The organism is Pradoshia sp. Z6_59, assembly GCF_058267515.1.
In genome coordinates, this window is the sequence record NZ_JBZCPP010000004.1 from 1 (window position 1) to 17,380 (window position 17,380).

A 17,380-nucleotide genomic window follows, 5' to 3' on the forward strand; every position below is an offset into this window, starting at 1 on the left:
TTTCCTTGGTCACAGCTATTTTGATAGCATGTAATATTAATATTATTTAACGTTGTATTCCCAAGCGCATATATGACGGAGTTAAAGCTTAAATTACCTACTATACTGATATTGCCGGTTACCAATATATTGCCCTTCACATCCATCGTTTTGTTTCCTTCGCTCTCTAAAAACAAGTTTCCATCTATAATCAGCCACTGATGATCCTGGAGATCGATTTCATCTACATCAATTCGGGCATCTCCTGAATACAAAAATGCCGTGGATGTTATATCTTTATCGAGCAAATTAAAATTGGTAATTCTCTTGATTCCTAAATTTGATTGGCCAGACTTGATCTGATTCACAATAAACGATTTCTTTTCCTCATCCGTATCCCCCTGTAATGGTTGAGGAGAGAAGCCAGCCACACTTAGCTTTTCAATAAAGGATTGATGAATGTCCACATCAATAAATTGGGTTGGTTCATCTTCATATATAGGCTTTTCATCTGATGAAAAAGCCTGGGCTATGTTTTGAATAGATAAATTTTGCCAGTATGGATTGTTTTTTTCAAAGACAGGCAGATTATCTTGTACACTTCTGGGATTATAGCAATCATTTGCCTTACTGGAAGAACAGAGTGCTATCGGCTGATTCTTATCACCGAGATGAATTTTTGATGATGTTTTAATAGCGGGCAATGAAGTATCCTCACTATCAGGAACTGAATTATAAATGTAATTCGTATCATTGCTAATAGAGAGTGTCTTATTTGAATATATATCTCCTTCAATTAATGGGGAGCCATTTAGGGTGAGGCTTTCCCTTGACCCAAGTGCGTATTTTAGAAAACTCGGCATGGCTGTGATATATACTTTTTGTGAATAGGCCGAACTGTTGATTTGCAGTATTTTTGTATAACTGCTTATGTCTGTTGTTTTATCCTCAATCTTATATCGCTTGTTATTTGTAGAATTTACTCTCGTGATCATATCCTTGATCGCTTTGTCGTAATCTGCTTTCGAAGGAAGGCTAATCATATAGCTGCCTTCTTTGGCGATAAAAGCCTCAACGGCTGCCACACCTTCTTTTAAATCACGCAGGGCATCCAGGTTTTGTGTGATATCCTCTTCTCGCAGCTCTGTCCGCTTACCGCTGTTAATCGTGGCACTGGCTATGGCTAAACCAAGGGTAGTGAGGACAAGGAAGATTAATAAAACAAGCACTAATGTAGATCCTTTTTCATTTTTAATTATCATTTTGGATCCTCCTAAAAGCCAAAAGAACTCTCTAAGACAAGTGGTTTAGAATTAATAAGGGAATTTTTTATTGTATTCTCACCCTCGAGAGCAAGTGTCAGTCGAATTGTCCCATGACTGCATTCCGTATAACCGGCATTACATTCGCCTACCGTACCGAGGGTAATCTTAGATTTAGTCTCATTGGACGTACCATTGCTAATAGTTGTGAACTTCGAATCAATCTCAACTGTTTTTATTTCCTGGACTGCTCCGGTGGTACTTTCAATGACAATCTGATGATTATCAAAGTAAATTTTAATCGTTTTTTCCGGACTATTTGTATTGTCCTCAACAAGATATCCATCAACTTTTTTCTCATTGGCTCTGACGAGGATGATCCCCTCTTTGCCAGTCGCTGAATCCTTAAAGGTTTTTACGGATCTTGGAGAATTGCTGTACATCTCATTTAAAATAGCAGTTGCTACAAAGTCAGCGTCATCTCGTAATTGTCCCTCCACCTCAATTTTTTGATAAAGTTTTATTCCGGTTAAAAATACAGAGTACATAATCGTGCCAAACAATGAAACAAGTGCAATTGTAACCAGTAATTCGACAAGGGTAACACCGCGCTCAGGCAAAATGAATTTTTTCACTTCTTCAATACTCCCTCCACACTTGTTTCACGATCGTTCCAGTTGATCTTTACCTCAACAGGGATTAAATAATTTTGCAAACCAGTTTCCTGGTGTTTTTTTAAGGTAACAGTGGCTTCATATGTCACATTATTAATGACTGTTTCTAACATATTTTCACAGGAATCTTCAGGAAACGGGCTTTTTTTACAAGAATCCCTCGTGATTAGAATTTCCTCAGGTGCAGATGAAACTGGGAAATAATTATTTTTAATAGTAATAAAGTCCTGGTTCTCGATATAATTCAAAACATTTCTGGCTACATTGATTCCGACTGTTTTGGACTCGTTTCGTTTACTATAATCGTACGTATTGTGGAATAAAGCTAATATGCTTAAAAAAATAATTCCAAGAATGGTAACGGATAAAAGAACCTCTACCAATGTAAAACCTCGTTCGATATATAAAATATTCTTTTTTTTCATGCCCGCACCTTCTTTTAATATTTCTTACTTTATTATACAATGATTCTAGTAAATATTTGTAATAAATAGGTATCTTTTCTTATATTTATAATAAATTCACAATTTATTAGAATTTGTCAAAAAAGGGGTGGTAGGATTGGAAAGTTATATATTGGTTTTAGCATCGTTGATTTTGTTAATTCCAATCATTATGTATTTGCCACTGGGAATCACTTCTAAAGGGAAAATGATCATTATAGTAGGTGCTATCCTCGTCGCTACTATTGGGGTCTATGTAAATATGAACTTTCCACTTTGGCAGACAGCTGGGATGTTGCTTCTAATTATTATTGCGATGACCTTTTTTATGGGAGAAAAATTTGAAGGTTTGATTTTTGACCAGGAGGGCAATGACCTGACAGCGTATAAAAGTGATGAACCAGAGGGTGAAATAGAGGAAAAGGATGATCTGATCCATCTCATGGGTAATCAAAAGCAGTCAAAAGGATTGCGCAATCAAGAACTACAGCAGGAACAGCCGAAAGAAACAAAAGCGGAAATGGGTAATGAGGCAGGTAAAGAGGATGAAAATCTTACCGATAGTCCTGAAATGATTTCGCTTGAAAAAAACCAAATGATAGAGCAGGAGAATGAGCAACCCTCGGTTACAGAAGTACCGTTAACTCAGGAAACGATCAATTGGGATGAAGAAATGGAGCTGCTTCAGAATGAGTCTCCTTTAATTTCTAAAAATGAACCAGAAGTCATGGACGATGGAGACATAGAGCATCCGTATTCTAATCCAGACAAAGCTCAAATGATGGAAGGTGAAGGGGATGAACGACTTTTCATATCTAACAAGGAGGAGCCTTATGGATCTCTAACGAATGATGAAGTCGCTTTCCTCCTTAACAAGGATGAATTGATATCCCCCGATGAATCATCGGTTCATTATATGGAGGATATTGAAATCCTCTTAGAGGACGAAGATGAGGATTTGCTGGAAGCCAAGGATTTACTAGTAGAAGAACCGTCAGTTGATCCAATCGTTAATTTATATGTAGAAGAGGATTTTCCGCTGTATGAATTGGAAGAAGATAATTCTTCTAATAAAACAGTAACCGGAGATCTATCGGATGAGCACCTGCAATCCAATATGGTTGATTTGGAAAAAGAGCGCATCGTAAATACTGAAGAAATTAAGTCAGAACCATTAGTTGAGTCAGTTGAATGGCCGGTTAGAGATCAACAAGCAGAAAACCAACATTCTGACAAAACTGAGGAAACTCAAGTGAATGAATTGGAAGAAGATCATTCTTTTCATAAAACAGTAACAGGAGATCTATCGGATGAGCACCAACAATCCAATTTAGTTGATTTGGAAAAAGAGCGCATCGTAAATACTGAAGAAACTAAGCCAGAACCAATAGCTGAGCCAGCCGAAGGGCCAGTTAGCGGTCAACAGGCAGTTAACCATCTTTCTGACTCGGCTGAAGAAACTCAAGTGAATGAATGGCTAGAGAAAGAACTTCCTGACGAAGAAAAGATAACTCTGTACAATGAACCTGCACAACAGGAGGAACAAAAGCCGAGTAAACCATCACCTGAATATTCAGTGCTGCAAACTCAGTTGTTTGATACCTTTTTTGATCAAATTAAATTAGCAAAAATGACATGTTCTGAGGATGAGTATGAATCACTGATTAAAGGATATTTGACAGATGAATTACCTGATCAAACATATTACCGGTTCAGTACTTTGTTACTCGATCATTTTATCGAAAAGAAAAAATGGGAGGAACTTAAACAAATTTTGCTTGAACTGCAAATTAGATTTGAACAGTATCCTATCCTCGCTAAACAACTGGAATATTTATATCAAACATATTGTGTATAAACAAAAAAGATAGGGATGTGTATTCGTAATGAAAAACAGTTTAGAAATTATCAGTCAACCAATTATCAGTATTTCCGAGGGCAATCAAATCGGAAATGTAAAATCAATCGTTATTAATCCGGAAAAAGGATCTGTTGATTTCCTTACCATTGAACATGAGGATTGGCAAGTAAGTGTAAAAGCCATCCCTTTCAAAAAAGTAATCGGGATTGGTGAATATGCCATTACTGTTGAAAATGACAATGCAGTGATTGATTTAAACGAGATTCCAATCGCAAATACATTAGTTAATAAAAAAATTAAAATCACTAATACAAAGGTAATGACTCGAAAAGGGCAGCTTCTTGGTGAAGTTTCTGAGTATTACATTGATGAAGAGAATGGAAATATTATCGCTATGCAGGTCGGTGTTGGCGGTAAGGACATTATTTTGAAGGCAGAAGCTGTTTTAACTTTTGGAAAAGACATTCTGGTTGTCGTTGAGAATGCGTCTGACTACTATATTGAGAATATTGAAGACTTGGAAGAGAGCGCAGAGGCAGAGTCTATTGAACAGTCTATTGAAGTATCTGAACCAGTTTTAAACGTTGAAGAAACGACTGTAGAACAGACTGAAGTGTCAGATGTGGTAGCTGAAGCAGAAGTGGAAGCCTGTGTTTCGTTGTACCAACAGCTTTCCGAAAGTGAAAAAGCGCTTAAAGACAAGCAAATTGAATTATTGCAAGGGAAAGAAGTGAGCAAGGATATTCTGAATGGACAAGGTGAACTGTTATTTGCAAAAGGTACAATCCTTACGGTAACAGACATTGAAACAGCTCAAAGCGAAGGGCCTTCCGTGGTAGTTGAATTGTCTATGAATGTCATTAGCTAATTAGAGAGGAGCCCGGCTATGAGAAAGCAGCAAATTGGCAAAGTATTTATTTTATTACTATTCTCTACTGCATACATGCTTGGATTCTCTCATTATGGCTCACTAGCAATCAACAACATGATCGACCCTGAGAATAAGTTTGCGGAAAATACCGTGATTGGTTCTGTAAATGTCTCGAATAAATCAGTAGCAGAGGCGAATGATTTAATCAAGAAAGAGTCAGAAAAATGGAAGAAAGATAGTATTATTGAGTTTACCTATAAGGAAACAAGTACCGTTTTTAATGCAGGTTCATTCGTCTTTAACATAGAAAAGACACTTGGACAGGCACAATCCGGGAAACAGAATGTCATGCAGGTCATCCTTAAAAAGGATGCGATTGAGGAATTTATCCCTGCTTTATCCAGCAAGCTCGCTATAGAGAACATCGATAAAGACAAACTTACCTCTGATTTACTGGCGGGAGCTGCCATGCTTGATGGCAGTCCTCAGGTTTTTCAGTTGGAAAAATATATGGATGGATCAGATGAACAGAATGAGGTCATTTCTAAGGCCAGCATTAGTTTAGAGGACCGTGAACGAGAAATCCGTCTTCTGATTAAAGCACTTCCGGAAATTGAAATACCGGCAAAAACACAGGTATCGCTTGTTGAGGCAATCAAAGCTGCCAATATAACAAAGAAAGACAAGATTTCATCAGGTATTTTTGCATCAGCTCTCTATGAAGCAATTATGCCTACAAATTTTAATATTTTGGAGAGAAATATTAGCCGCGAATTACCTGAGTATGCCAAGTTGGGCTATGAAGCTCGAATCGATTTGGAAAAGCAGGTAGACCTTGTTTTTTCTAATCCGAACGATACGGCTTATACCCTTAGTTTTTCCATAGAGGGAAGCAAATTGGTAGTGACATTGAAAGGTCATTCCTTCCTTTATAAATACAATCTTGTCATAGAAGAGCAAACAAAATTTGAGCCAAATACGATCAAACAGTACAGTGCTTTAATGAAAGAGCATGAAAGTAAAGTGTCTGCTGAGGGGAAAGATGGATTGCTCATCAGAATAGTCAGAAAAACGATCGATGAAAATGGAGAAGAAATTTTGTCAGAGGTCCTGTCTGATGACTTTTACAATCCAGTTCATCGGGTGGTTATCAGTGGATTAAAGGAGCCTGAAGTACAGACACCTGTAGAAGAAACGGATGACGGCGAACCAGGTATGGATCCAGAGGAATCTGAAGAAGAACAATCAGATGGTGAGCAGGATCCGACTGAAGATGGTGAGCAAAATGATGATGAGCTGATTGAAGAGGAAGATAATTTGGAAGATCAGGATAAACAAATAGAAGAGGATGCTGAAGAAGGACCGGATGCTCCAGAGAAAATCAGTAAATAAATCAGGGGAAAATTTAATGGTATTGGAGAGATGGTTGGATGTCGCAAACCCGAAAACGCTTAGGTGATTTGTTAGTGGAAGCGGGTTTAATTACAGAGGACCAGCTTCAAAATGCTTTAGAAACAAAGATAAAAGGTGAAAAGCTTGGAGATGTCCTTTTACAAAAAGGATATATTACGGAGCAGCAATTAATAGAAGTGCTTGAATTTCAGTTAGGGATTCCACACGTTAGTTTGTTTAGATACCCGTTTGATCCTACTTTGTTTGCGATTGTACCGAAGGATATCGCAAAGAGGAGCCTGCTCATTCCTTTAAAAAAAGAAGGAGAAAAATTATATGTAGCGATGGCTGACCCAATGGATTTTTATGCAATCGATGATTTGCGTTTAGCCACAGGCTTTCAAATTATCACAGCAATCGCTACAAAAGATGATATATTGCGGACGATTACAAAATATTACGATCATGATGAAGGAATAGAAGAGCTGCTTGGGGATATGAATCAGACTGATGTACGTAAGGATGACAAAATCACTGATCAGGACTCCCCGATTGTTAAACTCGTTAATCAGATTTTATCCAATGCCGTTTCACAAAGAGCGAGTGATGTTCACTTGGATCCGCACGAGACAAAAGTACTTGTTCGATATCGTGTGGATGGAGTTCTAAGGACAGAACGAACATTGCCAAAATCCATGCAGAGCGTTTTGACAGCGCGAGTTAAAATCATGGCTAATATGGATATTACGGAATACAGGATCCCTCAGGATGGAAGAATTAAAATTAATTTGGACTTCCACCCTGTCGATTTACGTGTATCCACCTTGCCGACGGTTTTTGGTGAAAAGATTGTTATGAGGATTCTGGATTTGGGAAGCTCGTTGAACGATTTAAATCGTCTTGGCTTCAATAAGTTAAATATGCAAAGGTTTAAATCACTGATTGAACAGCCTGCAGGAATTGTGTTAATTACAGGTCCTACCGGATCAGGGAAGTCGTCAACATTGTATGCAGCCTTAAATGATTTAAATAGTGAAGAGGTCAATATTATCACAATCGAGGATCCAGTTGAGTATCAACTTGAAGGTGTCAATCAAATACAGGTTAATTCGAATGTTGGAATGACATTTGCGACCGGATTAAGATCGATTTTGCGTCAGGATCCCAATATCGTTATGGTCGGGGAAATTAGGGACAAGGAAACAGTTGAAATTGCCATTCGTGCTTCATTAACTGGCCACCTTGTCTTAAGCACGATCCATACGAATGATTCACTCAGTACGGTAACAAGGTTAATGGACATGGGGGTTGAACCATTTTTAATTGCTTCATCGGTCAGCGGTATTGTGGCACAGCGTCTTGTGCGGCGTGTTTGCCGAGATTGCGGAGAGGAACATCAGCCGACTAAAAGAGAGATTGAGATATTTGCTAAAAGAGGCATGAAAATTGAAGTTGTAAAGAGAGGAAAGGGCTGCTCTTCTTGTAATATGACTGGATATAAAGGAAGAATAGCTATTCATGAAATTCTTGTTTTAAATGATGAGATGAAAAGAGTCATTATGAATGGAGAATCCTTTACAAAGCTAAGGGAACTGGCAATCAAGCATAAAACTGTTTTTCTAATAGATGATGGTCTTCTTAAAGTAAAACAGGGATTTACGTCAACGGAAGAAGTGCTGCGTGTAGCTGTTCTTGAATAGGGGTGGCATGGATGGATAAAAAAATTGATAGCTTGCTAAGAGCTGGATTTGAATTCAAAGCATCAGATATTCACTTAACGGTTGGAGTTCCGCCGATTATGCGGATTAACGGGGAGTTAAAAAGGTATAGCAAGGAGATTTTGCGTCCCGAGGATACGGAAGGTATGGCGCGAGCGATTGTCCCGGAGGATATGTGGGATCGTTTTAAAGAAAAAGGAGAATTGGATTTTTCCTATGGTATTCCTGGATTATCTCGTTTCCGGATTAATACGTATTTCCAGAGATCCTGTGTAGCAATGGCAATCAGAATCGTACCTACGAGAATTCCAACTATGGAAGAATTAAAGCTGCCACCGATTTTAAAGCAAATTGCCCATAAGCCGCAGGGGCTTGTGCTTGTGACAGGTCCAACAGGGAGCGGCAAATCAACTACGCTGGCATCATTGATTCAATATATGAATCAAACGATGAGAAAGCATATTATCACACTAGAGGACCCAATTGAATATTTGCATAAGCATAATGGGTGCATTATCGACCAGCGAGAGGTAGGCTTTGATACCAATAATTTTGCAAATGGCTTGAGAGCAGCACTCAGACAGGATCCTGATGTCATTTTAGTGGGTGAAATGAGAGATTTGGAGACAATTCATACAGCTATTACAGCTGCCGAAACAGGCCACTTGGTTCTCGGTACGCTCCATACCTCATCAGCAGCCTCAACGATTGACCGGGTGATAGATGTATTCCCGTCAGCCCAGCAGGCGCAGGTTCGGATTCAGCTAGCTTCTGTCTTGATCTCTATTATTTCGCAAAGGTTATTTCCGACTGTCGATAAAAGCGGGCGAAGATCAGCAACTGAAATTTTGATTAATAATCCAGCCGTGTCGAATTTAATCAGGAGCGAAAAGATACATCAAATCATGAATGTCATGCAGACATCGAAGGCTCAAGGAATGCATACACTCGAGAGCAATATTCGAGAATTGGTGACAGCTGGGGTTATCACGAGAGAATCAGCTTCTCCATTTCTTAAGGAAAAGGTGGAGTAGATGGCAAGGTTTAAATATACCGGTCGTGACGTAAAAGGCAAGCGGTCTGGTGTGGTGAATGCTATAAACAGACGCGAAGCGATGGAAAAACTAAAAAAAGATAATATACGTGTCATTGAAATGTCTCAGATGCCTGAAACGTTGCTAACAAAGGATATTGCAATTGGAAATCCTGTGAAGCTGCAGCATTTTGTTATTTATTTGCGTCAATTTTCAACCTTAATTAAGGCTGGGGTAACGGTTGTAGATTCGACAAACATTCTTTCTCAGCAAACAGATAGTAAGGCTTTAGCACGAACACTGCAAACCATTGAGACAGATCTAAGAGATGGACAGCCACTCTCCAAAGCGGCAGCGAAGCATAAAAGAATATTTCCACCTATGGTTATCAATATGATTCGAGCAGGAGAGATTGGCGGTAATCTCGATGATACGCTTGAACGTTTGGCTATCCATTATGAGAAACAGCATGATACGAAGAGAAAGATTTCCTCTGCTTTGGCCTATCCAATCGTGATTGCTATAGTAGCGGTTGCAGTAGTCATTTTCCTCTTAGTAAAGGTTGTTCCAACATATGTGAGCATGTTTGCCGATTTTGGCGGTGAACTGCCTGCCATAACCCAATTCGTACTTAAGGCCAGTGAAATGATGCAAGCAGGGTGGTACTTTGTTGTTCTGTTCATTCTTTTATTTATTGGAGCCATCCAAATGATTAGAAGAAATAAGAAAAGTAAATATTATTTTGATTATTTTTTATTAAAGGTTCCAATCTTCGGCAGTATGTTGCAAAAGGCCGCGCTGGCTCGTATGACCAGAACACTCAGTTCCTTATTTTCAAGCTCCGTGCCTATCTTGGAATCTATGACATTAGTGGAGCAGGTAGTTGAGAATGAGGTGATTGGAAAGGTTGTTCTCGAATCAAGAGATTCATTGGAAAGAGGACAGTCGATTACAGTGCCAATGAAAAAACATTGGGCTTTTCCGCCTTTGATAACGCAGATGATTTCGATTGGAGAAACAACCGGATCTCTAGAAGCCATGCTGACGAAAGTGGCTGAGTTTTACGAAAAAGAGGTTGAAGCCAGTACTGATAAATTGAAGGCATTGATTGAGCCTTTGATGATTGTGTTCCTTGCTTCATTAGTAGGAACCATTGTACTTGCTATAATCGTGCCAATGTTCACAATGTTTAATGAAATGAGTGGGTAAAAATATTACAGTATTCTCAAAAAATGTCTTTATCTTTACCAAAAAATAGTATATATTGTAAGATATATAGAACATTTGGACTATTATACTAAATCTTTTTTAGGAGGAGAAAATTGAATGAAATTATTCAAAAAGCAAGTAAAGAACGAAAAAGGCTTCACGCTTGTTGAACTTTTAGCTGTTGTCGTGATCCTTGGAATAATTGCTGCCATCGCTATCCCTGCCATTGGAACTATAATGAAAAACAGTGAGAAAGACGCACATGTGGTAAATGCAAAGCAAGCAGCTAATGCGATGAGAATGTATGTGGCGGAGAATACTGCGGCAGGGGATGGAAGTGATATAGTAGAGTTCTCTGAATTAGAAAAAGGCGGTTACCTTGAGAATCTAACTGACCCAAGTAATAAACCAGAAACCTATGCTTTAGATCTTTCAACAGTGACTTATACTGCGCCAGTTACAGGGACTAATGCATCTGGAGCGAAATATGTAGTTAAATTGGTAGGAAAAAATGGAAAGTCGTATATTATTGGTGATGGGATTGGTAAAAATGCTAGTGGACTTAGTAGAAATCATATCTCTTTAACTACAGATAATGAAAAATGATCACTCTCTATCTCTTAATCTTCCTCACTGGCCTCATCTTTGGCTCATTTTATAATGTGGTAGGTTTGAGGATTCCAGCGAAGGAATCAATTGTGGCTCCAAGGTCGGCTTGTCCGGCCTGCGGCCATACATTGACACCGATAGAGCTTATCCCTGTATTGTCTTACTTGCTTCAAGGGGGTAAATGCCGTAAGTGTAAGGCGGGCATTTCACCTATTTATCCGATGATGGAACTGACAACGGCTATTCTTTTTGTGGCAGCCCCGATGCTGCTTGGCTGGACTGCCGAATTGTTTGTAGCATGGACACTTATTTCCCTGCTGATCATTATTTTTATATCGGATATTACGTACATGCTTATACCGAACAAAATTCTGCTGTTTTTTACAGTTGTTTTTTTGTTTATTCGGGTATTTATTCCTTTGGACCCATGGTGGGACGGTATAGCTGGTGCTATTGTCGGGTTTGGAATCCCGTTTTTTATCGCTGTAATCAGCAAAGGCGGCATGGGTGGCGGAGATATTAAATTATTCGGTTTAATTGGATTTGTGATGGGAGTAAAGGGAGTTATTCTCGCCTTTATATTCTCCACCTTTTTTGGAGCTGTCTTTGGAGTCATTGGGATGTTAATCGGTCTTGTGAAGCGGCGGAAGCCGATTCCATTTGGACCGTTCATCGTCATTGGTACCCTGGTGGCCTACTTTTTTGGGGAGTCCTTGCTAGACTGGTATTTACAATTTTTGTGATTGATTTGGAAGGGAGAAGTTATAATGGCTTTTACTTTATTTTCAGGCAGCAATCGGGTTGTGAACCTGGTATTAAAAGACCATGTGATTCGTTATGTAGAACTTAAACAGCTGGACCCACCGATTGTTCATAAATGCGGTGAGCATTTTTTACCTGCCGGTGTTATAAAGGACGGCATTATTACTGATTTTGACCTTCTTAAGGATATTTTAAGTGATTGTGTTGCTAAATGGAAAATACATAAGCGTCAGGTGCGGTTTTTAGTACCGGACTCCCGTTTGGTCATTCGTAAGGTTGCCATTCCAAAGGATATTAAAGAGGATGAAATCAAGGGCTACTTGTATTTGGAAATGGGAACGACCATACATCTTCCGTTTGAGGAACCGATATTTGATGTGGTTCTGTTGGAAGAGACGGAGGAAAAAAAGGAAATTCTGTTATTCGCTGCTGAAGAAGCGGTGGTATCGGAGTACGCCACTTTGCTTGAGAAATCTCAGCTTTACCCTATAGAAGCAGATATATCGCCTTTGTCGCTGTACAGGCTGTTTTTTCATGCGGGAAAAAGAGATTCAAAAGACCATCTCTTACTGATTGAATTTAATCTGCATACCGTCAATACAAGTATTTTTGTAAATGATAAGCCAATCTTTATGAAAAATATCCCGATTACAGGGCAAAGTGGTGAATGGGAACTATCACGTATAAATGAAGATAAGCAAGTCATGGAATATACCGGTGACAATGAAGATTATATGCAATTGTTAGAGGATACGTATACAGAGATTGATCGGGTGCTAAGCTTTTATCAATATTCCTTAAGCCAGGAGCAGCATCAGGTCACTAAAATAATCATAACCGGTGATCATCCTTATCTAACTGAAGTGATCACTGACATAAAAAATAGATATGATCAAACTGTGGTGAGTATTCCAAAGGGATATATACAAACCAATAAGGAACCTGAATTGCCGGAGCCCTTTTTTTTAGCCGGGGGATTGGCTCTTAAAGGAGTGAGATGATGCTTGTAGAAATTAACTTGCTGCCAAAAAAAGAGCGCAAAAACCGTGGGGTACTCCTGATTATCTTATCTGCAGTGTTTCTCGGTATTCTCTGCGGAATCCTTTACTTTTGGCAATATCAGAGCAATCAAAGTCAGTTGAATGCATTAGAACAAGAATATGAAATGACTGCTCAAATGATTGAAGTGGAACAGCAGAAGGTTGTCTCTCAGGAGAATAGCAATTCTGTTGCTCAATTAACAGAAAAAGTTACATGGGCAAACCAATACCCTGTTAAAACAGTACCTCTCTTAAAACATTTAAATGGATTTTTGCCGGAGCGAGGATTTATTGAAACCTTTTCTTATGCTGAAAATGGCGCAATTAAACTCGAAGTGCGATTTGATAAAGCAGAAGAAGCAGCCTATTATCTAAAGGATTTATCATTAACTGAGGTCATAACGAATGCAATGGTTTCTTCATTGGAGGCAGCACCTGTTGAGGAAGAGACTGAAGAGAGCGAAGATAGTGAAGAAAGTGATTCTGTGGAACTAAAATACGATCCCCGATATATTGGGACATTTGAGTTAACTCTCAATATGCCGGCAGTAAAAAAATTGAAGGCTGATGGTGAGCTGCCCTCTGAAGAAGAGGTGAAATCGAAATGAGTTGGCGATTAAGTAAAGTTCAAATCTACATATTAAGTGGTATTTGCGTAGCCATTCTATTACTATTTGCCGGATTGTATTTCTTGCTTCTTAATCCGATGAAATCAACGATTGAAACAAAGAAATCTGAAGTAGCTACACAGCAAACTGTATTGGATTCTATTTCTTCACAGCTGAATCAGTCAACTGGATCAACGTATCAGTCTACGATGGAATTGCAGAAAAAGTTACCGGTAAAACCATTGGGAGATCAGTTAATCCTGGATTTTGAAAAAGCAGAGGTTATCTCTGATAGTCTGATTTTGAAACTGGAAGTTCGTGATGAAGAACTGGCTGAAGCAGAGGGGGCGGAGCCCGCTCAACCAACTGATTCTGCAGATGGAACAGGTACGGCTGACTCGTCAAATACCGAAACAGCATCCGGAACAGAGGTTGAAACCGAATCAGAAGAGGAGCAGCTTGAACCCCCATTACCGCTGCCGCAGGGTGTGAAAAAATTGGCGGTAAAGGTGACAGTTGAGGCTGATGGGTATGATGAAATTGAAAAATTTATTGAGACAATCGAGTCCTCCAGGAGGATTATAAAGGTAGACGGCCTTGAGTTTGTTGGGACAGAAGAGATTACTTCCGTTGAGCAAAACACGGAGCCGCTTGTTTATACATTAAGTGTTTCTGCTTTTTATTCGCCGGACCTTTTAGATTTGCAAAAACAATTGCCGGATATAGAGGCGCCTCCTCCAGCTAATAAAGATAATCCATTAAGCATTGCACCGGATGTATATGAGGATTCAAAAAAAGAAAGTGAGTAGTTTAATAGAAGTATTCAGGTTGTGAGTGAAATGATAAGGAAATTAAATAGGAAGTCTAATGAAAACGGAGCTACCTTAATTGAGTTACTGGCGGTTATTGTCATATTGGGTATTATAGCTTCAATGGCTGTCCTCGTAATTGGTGATGTCATCCAAAAGGCGAGAAAACAGGCCTTCGTCTCTAATGCCTATATCATGCGCAATGCCAGTACGATTTATTATAAAAATAAAGAATTCAATAAGGAACCGATAGTAAATCCTGTAACATATAACGAACTTGTTACCTCAGGTTTTTTGGATGTCATCATTGATCCGGATACAGGAGATAAATGGGGATTAGATCATACAGATTCCTATGTACAATTTAAGGATGGGAAGGCAGTATCCATCTGTTTAATTGGAATGAAACGTAAATTATGCGGTGAAAAGCAAGGTGAAGGTTATTTGCCGCTGTCTCTTGATCAAATACGTGAAGAGAATGTTGAGGATAGAGAATTCTAGAAATTTGGCGAAACCTTTTTGGACAAGACGACAAGAGTCTTGTTCTTTTTTTTTTATGGAATGATAAGATGAACAAAAAACGCGGAGGCAAAGGAATGGATAAGCCAACCCGGGAACGAACAATCATCGTAAACATAAATGGCGAAAAAAAGGAATACAAATGGATTCCGAGTGAAGATCCAGATACTCTGGATACAATCCAGGAAATCGCCAGCACGATTGAGGATGAACAAGAACCGTCTCTTTGGATAGTACCTGAAGAAAAAACTGTTGAAAAAAATGAGACGAAAACAAAGCCGGCACAAAAAAGAGCTTTTCTTGACCATGTGAAAATGAATAAATTACCATTTCTCGCAGCAGGAATTCCTGTATTAGTAGCACTTATAATTGGAACATTATTTGGAGTTGTGATTTTAAAAATTGTCCTGTTTGGCGGTGGAGAGGAAACTGTTAAAGTACAGGAATCTGTTCCTTTGCTTGGTTCCAATAAACAAGCGCCCCAGGACGAGAAGCAAATGGTCAAGGATATGAATGCTTTTGTCGTTCAGGGTGGTGTCTACTCGAGTAAACAGGCAGCAGAACAACGTGCCGCGCTTATTGAAGGGGACGGGATTCCAGCTATTATTCTTGAACAGGAAGGGAAATACTTTATTTATATAGGTGCAGCGGCTACATTACAGGATACAAAGAAATTGGCACTTTTATATAGAGGAGAAGGTGTCGATACGTATTGGAAGGAAATTCGTTTTCAGGGTCAAACAAAAAAAGCTTATACACAAAAAGAAATAGAGGTCATCCATAATATGCTTCACAACACCGGTCAATACATACAATTGGCTTCCGCGGGCCTGTTACAGAGTGAAACGAAAGAAAAGCCAGATATAAAGTCTATTAAAATGGAGAATATTCCGAAAGAATTACAAAATCTCCATAATTTAAGTGAAAGTATGAATAAAACTTGGTCTACCTATCAATCTAGACCAGAAGAAACATCCTTAATGCAGCTTCAAAAATGTATACTTCAATTTTTTGATGAATGGAATAGATTATAATGTATTTTCCGGGAAATAAAAAATACAATTTGTGTTTAAAGGGGTGCTTCACAATTCGGGGTACTCTTTTTTATTTTGCTTTAAGAATTGAGAATGGTGTCGTATTCTGTTAGGATGAATATGTATCTCCCTATCTATATAAATTCTTATGGCAGGTGGCGAAAAGGATTGGATTTAATCTTGGCTTCTTCTTCCCCAAGGAGAAAAGAATTGCTTGAAATGCTGAACATACCATTTCAGGTGAAAGTAAGTTATGCAGATGAAACCTATCAGGATGGAATGGAACCTCACGAAATAGTGATGGAATTAGCACGCATAAAATCAACTGTTATCGCTGAAACTAACCGTGATTCCGTTGTGATAGGCGCAGATACGATTGTAGTAATGGATGGTGACATCCTGGGCAAGCCGAAAAATAAAGATGAAGCAATTTCCATGCTGAATCGTTTATCGGGTAATGTACACCAGGTTTATACGGGAGTCGCCTTATTAAGAGGGCAAGATTCTATCTTGTTTTATGAAAAAACAGATGTAGAATTCTGGCCATTAAAAAAAGAAGAAATAGAACAATATGTATTGACCGGAGAACCGTTTGACAAAGCGGGATCCTACGGGATACAGGGATTTGGTTCCTTGCTGGTGAAGAGAATCGAAGGTGACTACTTCTCAGTTGTAGGGCTCCCGGTTTCCAGACTTAAGAGGGAACTTGAAAAATTAGTACATCCTTAAGAATAGCCTCACTCCGTCAATGGAATGGAGAATATGGATGGATACAACGCAAATCATGATAAGAGACTATCCAAAGGATGATCGCCCAAGAGAACGATTTATCCAATTTGGACCGGAAAGTCTGTCAAACCAAGAGTTACTGGCGCTTCTTTTAAGAACCGGAACAAAGGAAGATTCAGTGATGAATCTGGCTAACCAACTTTTAGCTAAGTTTGGCGGGCTGCGTCTTTTGAAAGAGGCAAGTATTGAAGAAATGACTAGTATTAAAGGTATTGGGGAAGCAAAAGCTGTGCAGCTTGCTGCAGCTATGGAATTAGGAAGAAGAATCAGCAATTTGACGAATGAAGAAAGGTACGTGATTCGTTCGCCAGAGGACTGTGCCAATTATTGTATGAATGATATGCGTTTTTTATCACAGGAACATTTTGTATGTATTTATTTAAATACGAAAAACCAAATACTCCATAAACAAACGATCTTTATCGGCAGTTTAAACGCCTCAATTGTCCATCCCCGTGAAGTCTTCAAAGAAGCTCTCCGCAGATCAGCAGCATCTATAATATGCTTGCATAACCATCCTTCAGGAGACCCCACTCCAAGTCGAGAAGATATTGAAGTAACCAAACGTCTAGCCGAATGTGGGAAAATTATGGGAATAGAACTTTTGGACCATTTGGTTATCGGAGAGAAAAAATATGTAAGTCTTAAAGAAAAAGGATATTTATAATACTAGGAATTCACATGAGGATGAGCTATAATATTACGTATGCTTTTTAAAGAATTTATTTTTCATTACAATACTGAAGAACTTAACTTTATGATATGAA

Annotated in this window: 18 protein-coding genes; 15 read left to right on the plus strand and 3 right to left on the minus strand. The window is 38.8% G+C overall.

Annotated features, from left to right (window positions below):
* From AC4D4B_RS05405 to AC4D4B_RS05415, 3 genes are all read right to left on the minus strand, one after another.
* Window positions 1-1,241 (minus strand): hypothetical protein (locus AC4D4B_RS05405; RefSeq protein WP_490999373.1); only part of this gene is annotated, 1,241 nt, incomplete at its 3' end.
* A gap of 11 nt (window positions 1,242-1,252) precedes the next feature.
* On the minus strand, window positions 1,253-1,876 hold the full coding sequence (locus tag AC4D4B_RS05410; RefSeq protein WP_490999374.1) for a PulJ/GspJ family protein: 624 nt from the start codon (window positions 1,874-1,876) through the stop codon (window positions 1,253-1,255).
* Window positions 1,873-2,340, minus strand: a complete 468-nt coding sequence (locus tag AC4D4B_RS05415; protein ID WP_490996540.1) for a type IV pilus modification PilV family protein — start codon at window positions 2,338-2,340, stop codon at window positions 1,873-1,875. Before AC4D4B_RS05415 ends, AC4D4B_RS05410 begins: the two co-directional genes overlap by 4 nt.
* A 136-nt stretch (window positions 2,341-2,476) precedes the next feature.
* Here AC4D4B_RS05415 and AC4D4B_RS05420 point away from each other — a divergent pair, with 136 nt between their 5' ends.
* The 15 genes from AC4D4B_RS05420 to radC all read left to right on the plus strand — a co-directional run bounded on the left by AC4D4B_RS05420 (window position 2,477) and on the right by radC (window position 17,280).
* Window positions 2,477-4,216: a hypothetical protein gene (locus tag AC4D4B_RS05420; RefSeq protein ID WP_490999375.1), complete on the plus strand. Its 1,740-nt coding sequence runs from the start codon at window positions 2,477-2,479 to the stop codon at window positions 4,214-4,216.
* Between the two features lie 28 nt (window positions 4,217-4,244).
* Complete coding sequence (locus AC4D4B_RS05425; protein ID WP_490999376.1) at window positions 4,245-5,087, plus strand: PRC-barrel domain-containing protein; 843 nt, start codon at window positions 4,245-4,247, stop codon at window positions 5,085-5,087.
* 18 nt (window positions 5,088-5,105) lie between these two features.
* The gene (locus tag AC4D4B_RS05430; RefSeq protein WP_490999377.1) at window positions 5,106-6,482 is read left to right on the plus strand and encodes a G5 domain-containing protein; all 1,377 of its coding nucleotides are present in this window, start codon (window positions 5,106-5,108) and stop codon (window positions 6,480-6,482) included.
* A 38-nt stretch (window positions 6,483-6,520) separates the two neighbouring features.
* Window positions 6,521-8,182 (plus strand): GspE/PulE family protein, encoded by a 1,662-nt coding sequence (locus AC4D4B_RS05435; protein ID WP_490999378.1) that lies wholly within the window; start codon window positions 6,521-6,523, stop codon window positions 8,180-8,182.
* 11 nt (window positions 8,183-8,193) lie between these two features.
* On the plus strand, window positions 8,194-9,234 hold the full coding sequence (locus tag AC4D4B_RS05440; protein WP_490996545.1) for a type IV pilus twitching motility protein PilT: 1,041 nt from the start codon (window positions 8,194-8,196) through the stop codon (window positions 9,232-9,234).
* A complete protein-coding gene (locus tag AC4D4B_RS05445; protein WP_490996546.1) occupies window positions 9,235-10,443 on the plus strand; it encodes a type II secretion system F family protein in 1,209 nt (402 codons plus the stop codon).
* 117 nt (window positions 10,444-10,560) lie between these two features.
* Window positions 10,561-11,049: a type II secretion system protein gene (locus AC4D4B_RS05450; protein WP_490999379.1), complete on the plus strand. Its 489-nt coding sequence runs from the start codon at window positions 10,561-10,563 to the stop codon at window positions 11,047-11,049.
* The gene (locus tag AC4D4B_RS05455; RefSeq protein WP_490999380.1) at window positions 11,046-11,795 is read left to right on the plus strand and encodes a prepilin peptidase; all 750 of its coding nucleotides are present in this window, start codon (window positions 11,046-11,048) and stop codon (window positions 11,793-11,795) included. The genes AC4D4B_RS05450 and AC4D4B_RS05455 overlap by 4 nt, the downstream gene beginning before the upstream one ends.
* A 24-nt stretch (window positions 11,796-11,819) precedes the next feature.
* Window positions 11,820-12,815, plus strand: a complete 996-nt coding sequence (gene pilM / locus AC4D4B_RS05460) for a type IV pilus biogenesis protein PilM (RefSeq protein WP_490996549.1) — start codon at window positions 11,820-11,822, stop codon at window positions 12,813-12,815.
* Window positions 12,815-13,462 carry a PilN domain-containing protein gene (locus AC4D4B_RS05465; protein ID WP_490999381.1) on the plus strand — a complete coding sequence of 216 codons (648 nt, stop codon included), beginning with the start codon at window positions 12,815-12,817 and terminating at the stop codon, window positions 13,460-13,462. The genes pilM and AC4D4B_RS05465 overlap by 1 nt, the downstream gene beginning before the upstream one ends.
* On the plus strand, window positions 13,459-14,271 hold the full coding sequence (locus AC4D4B_RS05470; protein ID WP_490999382.1) for a hypothetical protein: 813 nt from the start codon (window positions 13,459-13,461) through the stop codon (window positions 14,269-14,271). Before AC4D4B_RS05465 ends, AC4D4B_RS05470 begins: the two co-directional genes overlap by 4 nt.
* A 30-nt stretch (window positions 14,272-14,301) precedes the next feature.
* Entirely contained in the window at window positions 14,302-14,772 is a 471-nt protein-coding gene (locus AC4D4B_RS05475) for a type II secretion system protein (protein ID WP_490999383.1), read from the plus strand.
* Between the two features lie 95 nt (window positions 14,773-14,867).
* A complete protein-coding gene (locus AC4D4B_RS05480) occupies window positions 14,868-15,824 on the plus strand; it encodes a hypothetical protein (RefSeq protein WP_490999384.1) in 957 nt (318 codons plus the stop codon).
* A 120-nt stretch (window positions 15,825-15,944) separates the two neighbouring features.
* A complete protein-coding gene (locus AC4D4B_RS05485; RefSeq protein ID WP_257469172.1) occupies window positions 15,945-16,553 on the plus strand; it encodes a Maf family protein in 609 nt (202 codons plus the stop codon).
* Between the two features lie 37 nt (window positions 16,554-16,590).
* Entirely contained in the window at window positions 16,591-17,280 is a 690-nt protein-coding gene (gene radC / locus AC4D4B_RS05490; RefSeq protein ID WP_139892620.1) for a RadC family protein, read from the plus strand.
* Window positions 17,281-17,380 lie beyond the last annotated feature (100 nt).